The 16,339-nt window shown below is 65.9% G+C and carries 19 protein-coding genes; 14 read left to right on the top strand and 5 right to left on the bottom strand.

Annotated features, from left to right (window positions below; translation table 11 throughout):
* The coding region (locus ACT6UX_RS27150; RefSeq protein WP_444778281.1) for an adenylate/guanylate cyclase domain-containing protein at window positions 1-732 on the bottom strand (732 nt) is incomplete at its 3' end.
* An 87-nt stretch (window positions 733-819) separates the two neighbouring features.
* Here ACT6UX_RS27150 and ACT6UX_RS27145 point away from each other — a divergent pair.
* Genes ACT6UX_RS27145 through ACT6UX_RS27130 form a run of 4 tightly spaced genes read left to right on the top strand, consistent with a single transcriptional unit; the run spans window position 820 to window position 3,027 of the window.
* Window positions 820-1,278, top strand: a complete 459-nt coding sequence (locus ACT6UX_RS27145; RefSeq protein ID WP_444778280.1) for a MaoC family dehydratase — start codon at window positions 820-822, stop codon at window positions 1,276-1,278.
* Complete coding sequence (locus ACT6UX_RS27140; protein WP_444778279.1) at window positions 1,275-2,120, top strand: VOC family protein; 846 nt, start codon at window positions 1,275-1,277, stop codon at window positions 2,118-2,120. The genes ACT6UX_RS27145 and ACT6UX_RS27140 overlap by 4 nt, the downstream gene beginning before the upstream one ends.
* A gap of 5 nt (window positions 2,121-2,125) precedes the next feature.
* Window positions 2,126-2,569 carry an acyl-CoA thioesterase gene (locus tag ACT6UX_RS27135; RefSeq protein ID WP_444778278.1) on the top strand — a complete coding sequence of 148 codons (444 nt, stop codon included), beginning with the start codon at window positions 2,126-2,128 and terminating at the stop codon, window positions 2,567-2,569.
* A complete protein-coding gene (locus tag ACT6UX_RS27130) occupies window positions 2,566-3,027 on the top strand; it encodes a PaaI family thioesterase (RefSeq protein WP_444778277.1) in 462 nt (153 codons plus the stop codon). The genes ACT6UX_RS27135 and ACT6UX_RS27130 overlap by 4 nt, the downstream gene beginning before the upstream one ends.
* A gap of 102 nt (window positions 3,028-3,129) precedes the next feature.
* Here the strand turns inward: ACT6UX_RS27130 and ACT6UX_RS27125 are convergent, their stop codons facing one another.
* Complete coding sequence (locus ACT6UX_RS27125; RefSeq protein WP_444778276.1) at window positions 3,130-4,713, bottom strand: hypothetical protein; 1,584 nt, start codon at window positions 4,711-4,713, stop codon at window positions 3,130-3,132.
* A gap of 60 nt (window positions 4,714-4,773) precedes the next feature.
* On the opposite strand from ACT6UX_RS27125, the gene ACT6UX_RS27120 reads away from it, so the two are divergent.
* The 7 genes from ACT6UX_RS27120 to ACT6UX_RS27090 all read left to right on the top strand — a co-directional run bounded on the left by ACT6UX_RS27120 (window position 4,774) and on the right by ACT6UX_RS27090 (window position 10,536).
* On the top strand, window positions 4,774-5,514 hold the full coding sequence (locus tag ACT6UX_RS27120) for a class I SAM-dependent methyltransferase (RefSeq protein WP_444778275.1): 741 nt from the start codon (window positions 4,774-4,776) through the stop codon (window positions 5,512-5,514).
* A complete protein-coding gene (locus tag ACT6UX_RS27115; protein ID WP_444778274.1) occupies window positions 5,507-6,568 on the top strand; it encodes a glycosyltransferase family 2 protein in 1,062 nt (353 codons plus the stop codon). Before ACT6UX_RS27120 ends, ACT6UX_RS27115 begins: the two co-directional genes overlap by 8 nt.
* A gap of 3 nt (window positions 6,569-6,571) precedes the next feature.
* Window positions 6,572-6,904 (top strand): DMT family transporter, encoded by a 333-nt coding sequence (locus ACT6UX_RS27110; protein WP_444778273.1) that lies wholly within the window; start codon window positions 6,572-6,574, stop codon window positions 6,902-6,904.
* Between the two features lie 11 nt (window positions 6,905-6,915).
* Entirely contained in the window at window positions 6,916-7,779 is an 864-nt protein-coding gene (locus ACT6UX_RS27105) for a crotonase/enoyl-CoA hydratase family protein (RefSeq protein WP_444778272.1), read from the top strand.
* A gap of 86 nt (window positions 7,780-7,865) precedes the next feature.
* The gene (locus ACT6UX_RS27100) at window positions 7,866-8,900 is read left to right on the top strand and encodes an ABC transporter substrate-binding protein (protein WP_444778271.1); all 1,035 of its coding nucleotides are present in this window, start codon (window positions 7,866-7,868) and stop codon (window positions 8,898-8,900) included.
* A gap of 12 nt (window positions 8,901-8,912) precedes the next feature.
* A complete protein-coding gene (locus ACT6UX_RS27095) occupies window positions 8,913-9,737 on the top strand; it encodes an ABC transporter ATP-binding protein (RefSeq protein ID WP_444778283.1) in 825 nt (274 codons plus the stop codon).
* 1 nt (window position 9,738) lies between these two features.
* Window positions 9,739-10,536: an ABC transporter permease gene (locus ACT6UX_RS27090; RefSeq protein ID WP_444778270.1), complete on the top strand. Its 798-nt coding sequence runs from the start codon at window positions 9,739-9,741 to the stop codon at window positions 10,534-10,536.
* 3 nt (window positions 10,537-10,539) lie between these two features.
* Here the strand turns inward: ACT6UX_RS27090 and ACT6UX_RS27085 are convergent, their stop codons facing one another.
* Window positions 10,540-11,361 (bottom strand): enoyl-CoA hydratase, encoded by an 822-nt coding sequence (locus ACT6UX_RS27085; RefSeq protein ID WP_444778269.1) that lies wholly within the window; start codon window positions 11,359-11,361, stop codon window positions 10,540-10,542.
* A gap of 150 nt (window positions 11,362-11,511) precedes the next feature.
* Here ACT6UX_RS27085 and ACT6UX_RS27080 point away from each other — a divergent pair, with 150 nt between their 5' ends.
* The 3 genes from ACT6UX_RS27080 to ACT6UX_RS27070 all read left to right on the top strand — a co-directional run bounded on the left by ACT6UX_RS27080 (window position 11,512) and on the right by ACT6UX_RS27070 (window position 13,686).
* Window positions 11,512-11,979 (top strand): MaoC family dehydratase, encoded by a 468-nt coding sequence (locus ACT6UX_RS27080; protein ID WP_444778268.1) that lies wholly within the window; start codon window positions 11,512-11,514, stop codon window positions 11,977-11,979.
* Window positions 11,980-11,989: 10 nt separating this feature from the next.
* Window positions 11,990-12,679, top strand: coding sequence for a gamma-glutamylcyclotransferase (locus ACT6UX_RS27075; RefSeq protein WP_444778267.1), 690 nt, complete (start codon window positions 11,990-11,992; stop codon window positions 12,677-12,679).
* Window positions 12,680-12,759: 80 nt separating this feature from the next.
* Entirely contained in the window at window positions 12,760-13,686 is a 927-nt protein-coding gene (locus tag ACT6UX_RS27070) for a DMT family transporter (RefSeq protein ID WP_444778266.1), read from the top strand.
* A 2-nt stretch (window positions 13,687-13,688) separates the two neighbouring features.
* Here the strand turns inward: ACT6UX_RS27070 and moaA are convergent, their stop codons facing one another.
* Complete coding sequence (gene moaA / locus ACT6UX_RS27065; RefSeq protein ID WP_444778265.1) at window positions 13,689-14,681, bottom strand: GTP 3',8-cyclase MoaA; 993 nt, start codon at window positions 14,679-14,681, stop codon at window positions 13,689-13,691.
* Window positions 14,678-16,336 (bottom strand): cisplatin damage response ATP-dependent DNA ligase, encoded by a 1,659-nt coding sequence (locus tag ACT6UX_RS27060; RefSeq protein WP_444778264.1) that lies wholly within the window; start codon window positions 16,334-16,336, stop codon window positions 14,678-14,680. The genes moaA and ACT6UX_RS27060 overlap by 4 nt, the downstream gene beginning before the upstream one ends.
* Window positions 16,337-16,339 lie beyond the last annotated feature (3 nt).

Here is a 16,339-nt window from a genome sequence, read left to right as displayed (position 1 = left end):
ATCCGTCGGCGGCGCGTCCGTGGGCTTGGCGGTCTGGAGGGAAAGCGGATGCGTAGGATGGCGAAGGTAGAACGTCCCGGCGAGTGCTGCCAGGAGCAGGACCGTCACGGCGCCGCCAGCCAGGAGGAGACGGGTGCGTGGCATCGACCGGGCCGCCGCGTGGGCAGGATGAGGAGCGGTGGCCAGGGGCGAGGTCGGCCGCGCGCCGTCGATGGTCAGGCGGTAGGCATGGATGGGGCGGGGGATGTTCTTGACGTGCTGTTCGCCGAGATCCTCCGCACCCAGCATCAGCTTGCCGATGATGTGTTCGTAGACCGAAGACGAGATGCAGATGCCGCCGATCTCCGAGATCGCCTCGAGCCGCACCGCCACGTTCACGGCATCACCCATCAGATCGTCGCCGCTTTCCACGACGTCGCCCAGGTTGATGCCGATCCGCAGGGTGAGTTGGTCGTCGGCCTGCGCCGTTGCATTGGCCGAGCGCATCGCTTCCTGGATTTCGAGGGCGGCTCGGACGGCCTCGACCGGGCTCGCGAATTCCGCCAGCAATCCGTCGCCCGTCATCTTGAAGACGCGCCCGCGATGCTGGCGCACGAGCGCGCCGGCCGAGTCGAGCCGAGCGGCCAGCAGCGCCAGGGCACGCTCCTCGTCGCGCGCCGACATGGTGCTGAATGCCACCACGTCGAGGGCGAGGATCGTCGTGAGGCGTCGGACGAGATTTGTGTCGGTCATTGCGTGCTGGTTTCCGAGCCGAGGCTAGCATAGCCCACGCCGGAGGACATGCTTGCGTGATCGGCCATGCTCTGCGAAGACCGAATCATGCAATCCGAAAAGCCCCGCTACTGGGAAGACTACGAAGTCGGCAGGAAATACCCTCTCGGCTCGACCAGCTTCACGGCCGAGGAAATCATCGAGTTCGCCGAGAAGTTCGATCCACAGACCTTCCATGTCGATGCCGAAGCCGCCAAATCCTCGCTCTTCGGAGGGCTTTGCGCCTCCGGCTGGCATGTCGCGGCCAAGCTGATGAGGCTCTTCGTCGACAACTATGTCGACAAACGCACGGCGCTTGGCTCTCCCGGCCTCGACGAGCTGCGCTGGCTGAAGCCGGTACGGCCGGGCGATACGCTCACTGCCTGGGTCGAGTGCGCCGACAAGGTCCCGTCGAAGAGCCGCCCGACGCTGGGCGTCATCCACGAGCATTGGACGGCGATCAATCAGAACGGCGAGTTGGTCATGACCTCCAAGGGGGTCAACATGGTGCGTAGGAGGCCGGTATGAAGCGTGCGGTGAAGGGACTCGACCATGTGGTGGTCATGGTCGATGGCATCGACGCGGCCGAGGCTGCCTACAGGAGGCTCGGCTTCCAGGTCCAGCCGCGCGGCTTTCACAATAAGCTCGGCACGGCCAACCACCTCATGATCTTCGACACCGACTATTTCGAGATCCTGGGCATCGTCGAGGACACCGAGTTCAACGCCGAGCGCCGCGAATGGCTGAAGGGTGGCGGCGGCCTCGCCAACGTGGCCCTGGCCACCGACGGCGCCGACGTGGCCTACGAAGCCTTCAAGGTGGCCGGCCTCAACCCCGATGCTCCGCTCTTCTTCGACCGTGCGGTCGAGGTCGCGGGAAAGACGGAACTCGCCAAGTTCCGCACGGTGCGCATCCCGAAGGACAATATGCCGGTCGTCGGCTTCTTCGTGTGCGAACACCAGACGCCGGAATTCGTCTACCGGCCGGAATGGGCCGCGCATCCCAACGGAGCGCGCGGCATCCTGGGTGTCACCGTCATTGCCGAACAGCCGGCCAAATGGATTCCCGAACTCGAGAAGTATTTCGGGCCGGGCTCGGTCAAGCGCGAGGGCGAGGGGCTGGTGGTCGACACCGGCACCCAGCCGATCCGCTACATGACTCCCAAGGACTATGCCGTCCGCTATCCCGGCATCACGCCGGTACGCGCGGGCGACCATCCGGCGCTGCTCACGATTCGCGTCGAGAACCTCGCAGCCTGCGAGGCCCTGCTGAAGAAAAACGGCGTCAAGTTCACGAAGCCCGATTCCGGGCGGCTGGTCATCCCGCCATCGGAAGCCGCGCATCTCACCCTGGAATTTTCGGAGCTCTAGTCTTCATGGCGTTCGATCTTGCCGACCGCGGCATCTACGGCTTCTCGACCACCGAAAACCTGCGCTTCGCGGACGTCGACGCCAACGGGCACATCAACAACGGGGCCTTTCTCGAACTGCTGGAGAATGTGCGCGTCGCGTACCTTCGTCAGATCGTGCGCACGGGGCTGCCGCGCTTCCGCATGGTCGTCGGCCGCATCGAGGCCGACTTCAAGCGCCAGATGTTCTATCCCGGCACGGCCGTGGCCTGCTGCCGCCTGATCGAGGCCCACGACCGCAAGTGCATCGTCGGCCAGGGCCTGTTCGACGGCGAGGGCAACTGCACCGCCGTGCAGAAGGTGATCATGGTGTCGCTGAACGAGGAGACGCATCGCGCCACGCCGTTCGATCCCGTAGTGCGCGCCATGCTCGACCGGCTCGCGGCCTCGAAGGACGGGCTCGAACCATGACTGCCGTACCGGAAGGCTTCCGCAAGCTCGATGTCACCGACGACTTCGTCGGGCTCGTGGGACCGCTCTGGTTCAAGGCGGAAGAGGACGGTCTCAGGATCGGCCTGCCGCTGGAGAAGCGGCACGGCAATCCGATGGGCTGGGCCCATGGCGGTCTGCTGGTCACCGTCGCCGACATGGTGATGGGCGTGGGCTCGGGTTTCTCGACCGGCCTGTTCTGGCCGCATCCCACGATCTCGCTCACCAGCGAGTTCGTGCGCGGCGCGAAGCTCGGACAGTGGCTTGAGGGCAAGGCGCGCATCGCGCGGCGTACGATCAACTTCTGCTTTGCCAGTTGCGACCTCGTCTGCGGCGGCGAGATCGTCCTGGTGGCCTCGGGTGTCTTCAAGGTGCCCGACCCTGACAAGATTCCCGAAGCGGCACGCGCCGTTGCGCTGTCGCCGCCGTGGAAGAGGTGAGCAGTTCCTTGTCATCCTGAGCGCCGCGAAGAATCTCGTGCTGGCCACGCAGTGTTGGCCATTCCGATAGGTCCTTCGCGGCGCTCAGGACGACAGCTACGGCTACTTCTTCAGCTTCTTCCGCCGGTAGATCCGGTAGCGGTCGAAATCCATCAGGTGTTCGTAATTCTCGAACGCGTCGGCGAAGATTCGATTCTGCATGAAGTATTCGAGATAGTCGAATTCCTTGCCCTGGCAGCGCGGCACACCGGCGATGCGGTCGACGATCAGCAGGTCGGGATGCTCGCGGGCGAAGTCCTCGCTCACCGTGTCGAACACGAACTTCTCGGAGTCGCCCATCGTGTCGGGCGGATTGTAGAGCGCGGGGAAGTCGTCGCAGGTCGCGTAGACTCCCTGAAGCACCCACATGGTCAGGAACCGCGTGGTCATGCGGCCGCCGATATAGTTCACCATCGGCCAGAACGGATAGATGCCCGGCGACAATACGAGGATGGTTCGGTTCGGTGCGTTCTGCTCGATGATGTGCTGCAGCCGGCCACCAATGGACGCCTCGAACTGGCGCTGCTTGTAGAAGGGGGGCGTGTAGAGGGCGGCCTGGAAGTAGAGCAGCACCATGAAGGTGGCACAGATCACCGCCACCGGCAGACGATGGGCGCTGCGACTGATCGGCAGGTAGCGGTCGACGGTCTGCGAGACCGTTAGGGCCGCGAGCAGAATGGCGGCCGAAAGTGCCGGCAGCACGTGGTAGGGCCAGCCCTTGGCCTGGCCGATGGCCGAGAGGGCCGCGCCCACGCCGAACACCACGAGCACCCGCGCCGCGATGGTCTTGGTGAAGACCACGGCGAGCAGGCCGAAAATCGCCAGCGCCAGCAGGGTGGGGCCCAGCACGTTGCTGGTCAGCACCTCCCGCCAGCCCGCCTCGCCGATCGGAGCATAGGCCTCGATCGCCAGCGGCAGGACGAAATGCCCGAACTCGGGGAAGACCAGATACATGATCGCCAGGTGAGCGACGGCCATCAATCCGATGGCCCACGGGATCGGGTCAGTGAAAGTCGGGCGTACGCCGCGCCGGAAGAGCAGGTAAAGTTCGACTGCCGCCGGGATGGCGAGGTAGTGCGGCTTCATAGCGAGTGCCACGCCGGCCACGAGGCCCACCAGGATCGAGGCGGAGCGTGACGGGTTCACGCCCTCGGCGCGTGCCATCGAGGCGATCAGGTAAGGCGCGCAGGCCACGAACATGATGTGCTCGCGCTGGCCGAAATGCTCGTTGGGCAGCACGGAGAACAGGAACAGGAGCACCGGCGGCAGCAGCGCCTCGGTGAGCGCGTGATCGGCCGAGGGAACCAGACGGATCAGCCGCCGGCAGGCCCAGAAAGAAGCGAAGATTCCGGCCACCACCCAGGCCGTGAACCAGAAGGCCACGGTGCCGGGCAGGAACCTGGCCGTCAGCACCGGCAGTCCATGGACGATGAAGGTCAGCGGCAGGTTCTCGTCCAGCACCTCGACATAGAGCTTCTCGCCGCCGACCCAGCGGGTCGACACGTCGAGGATAGCGGCGACGTCGTGGTTGATCGGCGGGAAGAAGTAGCCCGCCAGCCATAGGATCGGGAGAGCGAACAGCGGGACCAGAAGGAGCTGCTCGACGCGCGGCGGGATCGTGGGAGGTTTGGTGTGAACGGTTGGCAAGGCGAGGCGAAGATATCATAAGCGGACAGGAAGAGGAGACTTCCCGGGAGACGCCGCTTCGTGGAACGGGCAGAGTACGAGCATATGCATGCGGTCGAAGACCGCATGTGGTGGTATCGCGGCCTGCGCCGTCTGGTCGCGGACCAGCTCGCCCGGGCGCTGTCGCGATCGAGAGCCGATGGGCCGGTCCTCGATGCGGGATGCGGCACCGGCGGCATGCTGCGGGTCCTGGGCCCGGCCGTCGCCAGTCGCCCGACCATTGGCCTCGAATACGATCCCGTGGCCGCCGGCCTTGCAAAGGCCAAGGCGGATCGTCCCGTCGTCTCGGGCTCGGTCAACGAAATGCCGCTGGGCGACGGGACGCTCGGGGCCTATGTCTCCCTCGATGTGCTCTGTCATGCCAATGTCGACCCAGCGCGTGCCCTGGAAGAGGCGTATCGTTGCCTCGGCCCGGGCGCGATCGCGGTCTTCAATCTGCCGGCCTACTCCTGGATGCTGTCGGCCCACGACAGGCGTGTGCACAATGCCCGCCGCTTCACGCGGGGGGAGGCGCGCGGCCTGATCGCCGCGCCGGGCTTCCGTGTCCTTCGTGCGAGCTATTGGAACACACTCCTGTTTCCGTTGATGCTCATCCATCGGCTGGCCGAGCGCGGCGACGCGGAGAGCGACGTGCGCGACTATCCGCGCTGGCTCGACGCAATTTTCTCCACTGCGCTCGCCATCGAGCGCGCCGCCATCGGCGCCGGGCTCAGCCTGCCGTTCGGCGGTTCCCTCATGATCGTGGCGGTGCGTGATGCTTGAGAATCCAGACGAGGGTCCGGCCCTCTCCATCGTCGTGCCGGTCTATAATGGGGCGGCGACCGTTGGGGAGCTGGTGAAGGCGCTACGCGCCCTGGAGATCGAGGGCGGGCTGGAGATCGTCCTGGTGGTCGATGGCAGCCCCGACAACAGCCTCGACGTCTGCAAGCAACTCGCCGCCGAGCCCGGGGCACCGGTGACAGTCCTCAGTCTCAGCCGGAACTTCGGCGAGCACAATGCGGTCATGGCGGGCTTCGCGCGGGCGCGCGGGGCCTACACGATCACCATGGACGACGACCTGCAGAATCCGCCCGAGGAAGTGCGTCGCCTGTTCGAGCATGCGCGCGACGGCAACTACGATGCGGTCTACACCTACTACGAAGAGAAGAAGCACGCGGCGTGGCGCAATCTCGGCAGCCGCTTCACCAACTGGTGCGCCGACAAGCTGATCGACAAGCCGCAAGGGCTCTATCTCTCGAGCTTCCGCTGCGTTTCGCGCTTCCTGCGCGAGCGGGTCGTGTCGAGCTACGAGGGGCCGGCACCCTATGTCGACGGGCTGATCTTCCAGATCACCCAGAATGTGAGTCGCCTGCAGGTCAACCATCTGCCCCGGGCGGAAGGGCGCTCGAACTACACGCTGCGCCGTCTGCTGCGGCTGTGGCTGGCCATGTTCCTGAATTTCTCGGTGATGCCGCTCCGAATCGCCACGATCCTCGGGCTGGTCTTCGGTGCCCTGGGCGCCTTGGCTGCGGGCATCACGATCGTCGAGGCGATCATCTCGGACAGGGCGCCGCAGGGTTGGGCGTCGCTGATGGTGGCCGTGCTGGTCCTCGCGGGCGTGCAGCTGCTCGTGATCGGCATGATCGGCGAGTATCTCGGCAGCATGTTCCTCGCCGTGAATCGCAAGCCGCAATACCTCGTGCGCGAAGTGGTCAGGCGCGGAACGGGAAGCGACGCGACGGCGGCGCTCGACATCGAGCGCCCGAAGGTCGATACGCGGGCCGCAGGCCAGCCGCACCGCGAGCCTTCGCACGAGCTGCGCCGCAGGGAGAGCTGAAGCATGACGATCTACTACGTGGCGCTCGGGATCGGCGTCCTGGCCGGAATCGGCGGCCAGATCCTGCTCAAGACCGGGGCCGACGCGCCCGATTTCGTGAGCCAGCTCCTGCGTCCTTCGACCATCGCGGGCCTGGCGCTCTATGGCTCGGCGGCTTTCCTTTACATCATCGCTCTGCGAAAGATTCCGGTTTCAGTGGCTTTTCCCAGCGTGTCGCTCTCCTATGCGATCGTTGCAGTAGCCGGGCACTTCCTTTTCGGTGAGCCGTTCGGCATCAAGCAGATCGGCGGCATTGCTCTGATCGTGGGCGGTGTCGTCCTCATCAACCAGAGCTGAGGGGCGTTCCCGTGGACTACGAGCAGATCAAGTACGACACCAAGGACGGTATCCTCACCATCACGCTCAACCGTCCCGACAAGCTCAACGCCTTCACCGGCAAGATGCTGTCTGAGCTGCTCGACGCGATGGATCGCGCCGATCGTGACGATGACGTGCGCGCCGTCGTGTTCACCGGCGCGGGCCGCGGCTTCTGCGCCGGGGCCGACCTGTCGGGCGGTGCCAACACCTTCAATTCCGAGAATCGCGGGCCGGTCGATCCCGGCCTCGACGGCCATCGCGACGGCGGCGGCCTTTTCACGCTGCGCCTCTATGAATCGCTGAAGCCAACGATCGCTGCCTGCAATGGACCGGCGGTCGGCGTCGGCATCACGATGCAGCTGGCGATGGACATCCGCCTCGCCTCCGAGGCGGCGCGCTATGGTTTCGTGTTCACGCGCCGCGCCATCGTCATGGAAGCCTGCTCCAGCTGGTTCCTGCCGCGCCTCGTGGGCCCGCAGCAGGCGCTGGAATGGGTGATGACAGGCCGCGTCTTCTCCGCCGAGGAGGCGCTGAACGGCCGGCTCGTACGCTCCATCCACAAGCCCGACGATCTCCTGCCGGCCGCCTATGCGCTGGCCCGTGAGATCGCCGACAACACCGCGCCGGTCTCGGTCGCGCTCAATCGCCAGATGATCTGGAGGATGTTGGGCGCCGACCATCCGATGGAGGCGCACAAGGTCGATTCCAAGGGCATCTACTCGCGCGGCAAGTCGGAGGATGTGAAGGAGGGAGTCACCGCCTTCCTCGAGAAGCGCCCGGCGCGTTTCCCGATGAAGGTAAGCGACGGCATGCCGTCCTACTTCCCGTGGTGGCCGGAACGTAAGTTCAAGTAGCCGAGTCTTCTCCGCGACCGGCGGCGGTTGCCGTGGCGCGCACCTTGCGGCAAGGTGCGAAAAACAAGCCTGTTGCGGAGGAAACAATGACCAAGCTGCAGATGCGGCGCCGGACCTTGCTGGCGGCCGCCCCGATGGTACTGGCGGCCCCCCATGTCGCGCGAGCGCAGGCCAAGCCCGAGAAGAGCAAGGTCATTCTCGCCGTAGGCGGCAAGTCGGCGCTCTATTACCTTTCGCTGACCATTGCCGAGCGCAAGGGTTTCTTCAAGGAAGCCGGCATCGACGTCGAGATCAACGACTTCCAGGGCGGCGCCAAGTCGCTGCAGGCCCTGATGGGCGGCAGTGCCGACGTGGTTGCCGGCGCCTACGAGCACACGATCCGCATGCAGCAGCGCGGCCAGGACGTGACGGGTTTCGCCCTGATCGGTCGCGGCATGCAGATCTGCATCGCCCTGCGCAACGACGTGGCCGCCAGGGTAAAAGGCCCTGCCGATATCAAAGGCATGAAATTCGGTGTCACGGCGCCAGGCTCGTCGACCAACATGCTGCTGAACTTCTGGGCGGCCAAGGGCGGGCTGAAGGCCAGCGACGTGGTGGCGATCGGCGTCGGCGCCGGCGCTTCGGTCATTGCCGCGGTCGAGAAGGGCGAAGTCGACGGTGTCTCCCAGACCGATCCCGCGCTCACCATTCTGACCGACAAGAACCTGGTGAAGGTGGTCGTCGATACGCGAACGACCAAGGGCAATCAGGAAGTGTTCGGCGGCCCCTTTCCGGCGGCCAGCCTCTATTCGCAATCCGACTTCATCAAGAAGAACCCCGGCACCACGCAGGCGCTGGCCACCGGCATCGTGCGCGCCAATCAGTGGCTGCAGACGGCGTCGCCGGCCGATGTCGCCAATGCCGTGCCCGAGGGCTACCTGCTGGGTGATCGTGCAGTCTACGAGAAGTCGTTCGCGGGTGTTCGCGAGACGATCTCGCCGGACGGCACCATGCCCGCCGGTGCGATGGAGAATTGCCTGAAGTTCCTGGCGGAGAGCGATCCCGGCATCAAGGCCGGGACGGTGAAGCTCGCCGACACCTGGAACAACGAGTTTGCCCAGCGGGCCGCCAAGCGCAGCTAATTCGACGTGACCATGACGAATGAAGTGCCGGCGCTCGCGCTGGCCGACATCACCTGTCGCTTCGCCGCCCGCGACGATGCGAGCCAGGCCTACACCGCCGTGGCGAACGCCACGCTGAACGTCGCGCGCGGCGAGTTCGTGTCGGTGGTGGGCCCGACCGGCTGCGGCAAGTCCACCCTGCTCAACGTGGCGGCGGGGCTGCTGGAGCCGTCGTCCGGCACGGTCGAGGTGTTCGGCGAGAGGCTGCTGGCGGGCAATGGCGTGAACCGGCGGGCAGGCTACATGTTCCAGGCCGACGCGCTGATGCCGTGGCGTACGGGCATCGACAATGTGGTCGCCGGCCTCGAATTCCGCGGCGTCCCGCGGGCCGAGGCGGTCGGGCAGGGGGAGGCGTGGCTGCGCCGCGTCGGTCTGGCCGGGTTCGGCGACCGCTATCCGCACCAGATGTCGGGCGGCATGCGCAAGCGCCTCGCGCTGGCGCAGACGCTGATCCTCAGCCCCGACATCCTGCTGATGGACGAACCCTTCTCGGCGCTGGACGTACAGACGCGCCAGCTCATGGAGAACGAACTGCTGGCGCTGTGGGCCGAGGACCGCAAGTCGGTGCTGTTCATCACCCACGATCTCGAGGAGGCCATCGCACTCTCCGATCGCGTCGTCGTCCTGTCGGCCGGCCCGGCGACCCGGCCGATCGGCGATTTCAGGGTCGATCTCCCCAGGCCGCGCGACGTCTCAGAAATCCGCATGACGCCGGCCTTCCTCGACCTGCATCGCGAGATCTGGGCGGCGATGAAGGAAGAGGTGCTGAAGGCCTACGCACAGCAGAAGGCGATCTGAGATGCGGCTCAGGATTCTGCAACTGCTCCTTCTCGGCCTGTTGGTCGTGGCCTGGTACGTGATGACGGCGCCGGGGCTGGTCCCGCCCTTCTATTTCGACAAGGCCAACCGGGCCGCCTTCTTCTTCGGCGAGCCGCAAAAGGTCTTCTGGGTGATCGTCGACTGGTTCGCGAGCGGCGAGATCTTTCCCCATCTCGGCATCACTCTGCTCGAGACGGCACTGGGCTTCGTGATCGGCGCGGCCTCCGGTCTCGGCATCGGCTTGTGGCTGGCGCTGTCGCCCACCGCTTCGGCGATTACCGATCCCTACATCAAGGGCTTCAATTCCATGCCGCGCGTCGTGCTGGCGCCGATCTTCGCTGTCTGGTTCGGCCTCGGCATCTGGTCGAAGGTGGCGCTGGGCGTGACGCTCGTCTTCTTCGTGGTCTTCTTCAACGTCTATCAGGGCGTGCGTGAGGTCAGTCCCAACCTGATCGCCAATGCCCGCATGCTGGGGGCCTCGCAGCGCCAGCTCCTGCGCTCGATTTACCTGCCGAGCGCCATGAGCTGGGTGTTCGCGAGCCTGCATAACGCGGTGGGCCTGGCCTTCGTGGGCGCCGTAGTCGGCGAATATCTCGGCTCCTCGATGGGGGTAGGCTACCTGATCCTCCAGGCCGAGGGCACGTTCGACATCAACACGGTGTTCGCCGGCATCCTGGTCCTGACCGCCTGCGCCCTCGTGCTCGACAGCCTCGTGGGCCTCGTCGAGCGCCGACTGATGACCTGGCAGCCCAAGGCGGGTCAAACGGAGAAGGTTTGAAGCTCACCGGCCGGTAAACCGCGCCGCCCGCTTCTCGAGATAGTGGGCGACGCCTTCCTTGAAGTCCGACGTCTGGAAAGACAGTTCCATCTCGTGATTTGCCTGCACCGTGGCCTCGGTCAGGGTCTGGAACTGGGCTTCCCAGAGTTGCCGCTTCATCACCGCCACCGAGCGCGGCGAGACCGTGTTGGCCAGCAGGGTGGCGTAGGCGCGGGCCTCGGCCAGCAGCTTGTCATCGGCAATGACCCGGTTGACGAGCCCCATGGCGAGCGCCTCTGGGGCGCGGAACTTGCGGGCCGAGCAGAGCAGGTCGAGCGCCGTCGGAAGGCCGACCAGCCGCGGCAGCAGCCAGCTCACCCCGTGCTCGGCGATCAGGCCGCGCTGCGCGAAGGCGGTCGTGAACACCGCCGATTCGCCCGCGAAACGCAGGTCGGCGTAGAGCGGTATCACCATGCCGAGCCCCGCCGCCGGCCCGTTGATCGCCGCGATGATGAACTTCGGGATCGCCGGGAAGTAGGAGTAGTTCATTCGGAACTCGGGCAAAGTGCTGCCGCCGGGAAGCCCCTCCTGGGCCTTGGTCGACCTGTCGGCCGAGGCCCCCGAGCCGATCGCCTGGAGCCCGCCCATGTCGGCCCCGGCACAGAAACCGCGGCCGGCACCCGTCAGGATGATCGCCCGAACCTCCGGATCGGCGCCGGCCGCGTGCATGGCGTCCTTGAGGTCGAGATGCATCTGCCGGGTCCAGGCATTGAGCCTCTCGGGGCGGTTGAGCGTGATCGTGCAGACGCGGTCGGCCACTTCATAGAGAACGGTCTCGTACGCCATATGGGGGGCTCCTCCTGTGCATTCTTGTGAGTGGCATGATGAGCAAAACGCCGCGACGATACAAACGCGGAGGAGAGCGCCGGACCCGCCTCGTGCGCGTATGCGGCAATCTTGCAGTTGTAACGAAAATTAATGCAGCAGAGGCGTTAAATGGCAAAGCGAGAGTTCGCTCATCCCAGTGAGATGCAGAAGCACGTGGGAGAGGAAATCGGCGTGAGCGACTGGGTCGAGATTACGCAGGAGCGGATCAACCTCTTCGCCGATGCGACCGGCGACCATCAATGGATCCATGTCGACGTCGAGCGCGCCAAGAAGGACATGCCGGGCGGCAAGACCATCGCCCACGGCTTTCTCACGCTGTCGCTGATCCCGATGCTCAGCCATCAGATCTCGCACATCAACAACGTGCGCAACGGCATCAACTACGGCTGCAACAAGGTGCGTTTCACCAGCCCCGTGCCGGCCGGCTCGAAGGTGCGGGCGCGTGCCAAGCTGATCGCGGCGGATCCGATGGACAAGGGCGGCGTTCGCCTGACCAACCAGGTCACTATCGAGATCGATGGACAGGAGCGTCCGGCTTGCGTGGCCGAGACCATGTCCATCGTCTACGGCACCTGAGGCACCGCGTTTGCTGACCCGCGAGGACCTGACGTCGGAACGGATCGACCAGATCGTCGCCGACGCCCGAGCCGCCGGCTACGACTTCTTCCTGTCGTCGCCGGAGCGCGAAGCCAGCCTCAACGAGGCGCTGCTCGATCATCCGCCGGGTGAAGAGGTGTGGGTGTTCGCCTACGGCTCGCTGATGTGGAATCCCGCCCTCGAATATGCCGAGGTTCAGCCCTGCAAAGTAGACGGTTGGCGCCGCTCGTTCTGCTTCTGGCTGCCGATGGGCCGGGGCACGCCGGAACTGCCGGGGTTGATGCTGGCGCTGGCGGATGGCGGCGCATGCGAAGGGATGGCCTATCGTCTCTCGCCGGAACTGGTACGGCAGGAGCTCGGCCTTTTGTGGAACCGCGAGATGCTGGCGGGCCTCTACAAGCCGCGCTGGGTTCCGACCAGGCTGCGGGACGGGCGGACCGTCAGCGCCGTGACCTTCGTGGTCGAGACCGCGCATTGCCAGTATTGCGGTGACCTGCCGATCGAGCGGGCGGCCTACCACATCGCCTTCGCCGAGGGCCGTCGCGGCGCCTGCCGCGAGTACCTGATCAACACGGCGGAGCATGCGCGGTCGCTGGGTATCCACGATCCCTATCTCGAGGAACTGGTGGATCGCGTCGTCCGGTTGCGTGAGCATCAGGCGCCAGGCGCCGTCGCCTGACCCGGTAAAGCACCTCGCCTCTCGGAAGCGGCCACACCGTCGATGGTGCGGGGTCGCAGGGCCTGTGACATAGTCGCGGCGTGTCCGCTCTCGTCGCCCGCTGGCTCGCGCTGCCGCCGAATTTGCGCGGGATCCTCTGGGTCGCAATATCGGGCGTGCTGTTCGCGCTGCTCAACGTCTTCACGCTGATCCCGGCGCAGCATCTCAATCCCTATGTGATGGCCTTCCTGCGCTATTTCTTCGGCGCGCTGTTCCTCGTGCCGATCGTGATGCGGCTTGGCCTCTACCGCTCGCTCCACACCAGGCGCCTGCCGCTGCACATCTCGCGTGGCGCCATCCATACCGCGGGCATGATGCTGTGGTTCGTGGCGCTGCCGCTTACCACCCTGGCCGAGATTACCGCGCTGGGATTCACGGGGCCGATCTTCGTCACCATCGGCGCCGCGCTGTTCCTCGCCGAAAAAGTGCGCCTACGGCGCTGGATGGCCGTCATCGTCGGCTTCATCGGCGCCATGATCATCATCCGGCCGGGCTTCGGCGACATCCACCTCGGCGTCATCTGCGTCCTGATCTCGACACCGATCTTCTCGGCCTCGAACCTCATCTCCAAGGCGCTGGCCCGCACTGATTCCTCGACCACGATCGTGATCTGGCAGAACATCGTGATCGTCGCCTGTGCGCTGCCGTTCGCGCTGTGGTTCTGGCAGACGCCGCTATGGGGCGACATCGTCTGGTTCCTGCTGGCAGGACTGGCCGGCACGCTCGGCCATATATGCCAGCAACGCGGCTATCAGCTGGCCGACATCACGCTGCTGCAGCCGATCGGCTTCCTGTCGCTGATCTGGAACACGATGCTGGGCTATTTCCTGTTCTTTCAGAAGCCCGACGTCTGGACCTTCGTCGGCGCGGCCGTGATCTTCGCCAGCGCCCTCTACATCTCTCACCGCGAGGCGGTGCGGCGGGCGCAGATCAGGACGGCGGCCGCGAAGGCCAGTCCGGAGGCTTGAGCTCAGCCGCCGGTCACGCTCATGTGGCGGGGGACGGCGGGGCCGCTGTGGCGGCGGTCGATGATGAAATCGTGGCCCTTGGGCTTGCGGGCGATCGCGTCGGTGATGGCGCGGTCCAGCACTTCGTCGCTCTCGGAGGCGCGCAGCGGCGCGCGCAGGTCGGCCGCATCCTCCTGGCCCAGGCACATGTAGAGCGTGCCGGTGCAGGTGAGGCGGACGCGGTTGCAGCTTTCGCAGAAATTATGCGTAAGGGGCGTGATGAAGCCCAGCCGCCCCCCTGTCTCCTCGATCCGGAAGTAACGCGCGGGGCCGCCCGTGCGGTAGTCCGTCTCGGTCAGCGTGAAGTGCCGGGCGATCTCGGTGCGTGCGAGCGACAGCGGCAGATACTGGTCGAGCCGGGCTGCGTCGCCGATCTCGCCCATCGGCATGACCTCGATCAGGACCAGGTCCATGCCGCGGCCGTGGCTCCAGCGGATCATCTCCTCGAACTCGCCATCATTCACGCCGCGCAGCGCCACCGCATTGATCTTGATCGCGAGCCCGGCGCGTTGGGCGGCGTCGAGGCCCCGCATCACCTGGTCGAGATCGCCCCAGCGCGTGAGCTGGCGGAACTTGTCCGGATCGAGCGTGTCCATCGACACGTTCACCCGGCGCACACCGATGTCGGCCAGTTCCTGGGCGTACTTCGCGAGCTGGCTGCCGTTGGTCGTGAGGGTGAGCTCTTCCAGGGCGCCGCTGTCGAGATGTTTCCCAAGCCCGCGGAACAGCGACATCACGTTCTTGCGCACCAGCGGCTCTCCGCCCGTGAGGCGCAGCTTCTTGACGCCGCGACGGACGAAGGCGGTGCACAGCCGCTCCAGCTCCTCGAGCGACAGGACTTCCGCCTTGGGCAGGAAGGTCATGTCCTCGGCCATGCAGTAAACGCAGCGGAAATCGCAGCGATCCGTCACGGAGACGCGGAGGTATGAGATGTGGCGGCCGAACGGGTCGATCATGGCTCTTCGGTTACGGTGACGCCCGGATAATGGGCATGCGACATACCCCCTGCAAGGGGCGATTCCGGCTTCGATTTCGTCAGCAGCCGCAGCAGATTGTCGACGGTGTCGGCCTCGCCGGCCGGTTTGTCGGTCCGGATGCGGTTGATGCGCGGGAAGCGCATGGCCACGCCGGATTTGTGGCGGGTCGAGCGGGCGATCCCGTCGAAGGCGATCTCCAGCACGAGTTTCTGCTCGACCTCGCGCACCGGGCCGTAGCGGTTGGTCGTATGGTCGCGGACCCATTTGTCCAGCCAGCGCAGCTCCTCGTCGGTGAATCCGAAATAGGCCTTGCCGACGGGCGACAGTTCGCGCCCGCCCGACGCGGTATCGCGCCAGCAGCCAAACGTGAAATCCGAGTAGAACGAGCTGCGCTTACCGTGGCCGCGCTGGGCATACATCATCACGCAGTCTGCGAGCATAGGGTCGCGCTTCCACTTGAACCACGGGCCCTTGGGGCGGCCGGACAGATAGGCGCTGTCGCCGCGCTTCAGCATCAATCCCTCGATGCCGTCGGCCCGCATCTCCTCACGCTTGGCGGCAAGCTCGTTCCAGTCGGCGAAGGTCACGAGCGGTGATAGGTCGAAGCGCGGACGTTCCTTCCGCCCGATCCAGGCTTCGAGACGGACGCGGCGCTCGTCGAAGGAGAGGCCGCGCAGATCCTCGCCGTCGAGCCACAGCACGTCGTAGAGGCGGACATGCGCCGGATGCTCCTTCAGCATCTTCGGGGTCACGGTCTTGCGGTTCAGCCGCTGCTGCAGGTCGTTGAAGGGCGCCACGGCCGACTCGCGGCGCACCAGCAGTTCGCCGTCGAACACGCCCTCGAAGTCGATCGCCTCGATGATGTCGGGAAAGGCGCCGGATACATCCTCGCCGGCGCGGCTGTAGAGCCGCCTTAACCCGCCCGAGGCCGCGACCTGGACGCGGATGCCATCCCATTTCCATTCGGCGCGAAAATGCGCGGGATCGAGCGCGTCGAGTTCGGTGCGGTCGATCGGGTTGGCCAGCATCGCGGGCAGGAAGGCCGCCCCCGCATTCGTACTGGGCCGCGGCGCCCCTTGCAGCAGCCAGTCGAACAGCGGCCGGTAGGGTGCGTCCAGCCCGTGCCAGACTTCCTCGACGGCATCCACCGGCTGGCCGCCGATGTTGGCGACGGCCTGCTTGGCCAGCCGTGCCGAGACGCCGACCCGCAGCGCGCCGGTCAGGAGTTTCAACAGGGCCCAGCGGCCGGTCGAATCGAGGGCATCGAGCCAGCGCTTCAGGATCGCCGGCGTCTGCGTGCGCGTGGCCCGCTGCAGCGTCTCGACGACTTCGGCGAGCGTCGGGGGTGGGCCGGCGGCGGGATCGGTTTCCCAGATCAGCGCCAGCGTCTCGGCCAGGTCGCCGACATAATCGTACGAGAGGGCAAACAAGTCCTCGCCGATCTTCTCCTGGCCGAAGCCGCGCAGCAGGGCGGGCTTGGCCGACGGGAAGTCGAGCCCGCCGGTCAGCGCCGCCAGCGCCCAGCCGCGATCGGGATCGGGCGTCTCACGCAAGTACGTCTCGATCAGCCGCAGCTTGGCGTTTCGCGCCGGCTGGAAGGAGAGGGAGTCGAGAAGGCGGGCGAAGGCCTGCACGGA

Origin of the sequence: Reyranella sp. (assembly GCF_052439685.1) — a bacterium.
GTDB lineage: Bacteria > Pseudomonadota > Alphaproteobacteria > Reyranellales > Reyranellaceae > Reyranella.
The sequence above is the reverse complement of the archived record's forward strand: the minus strand, read 5'-3'. Positions and strand labels throughout refer to the sequence as shown.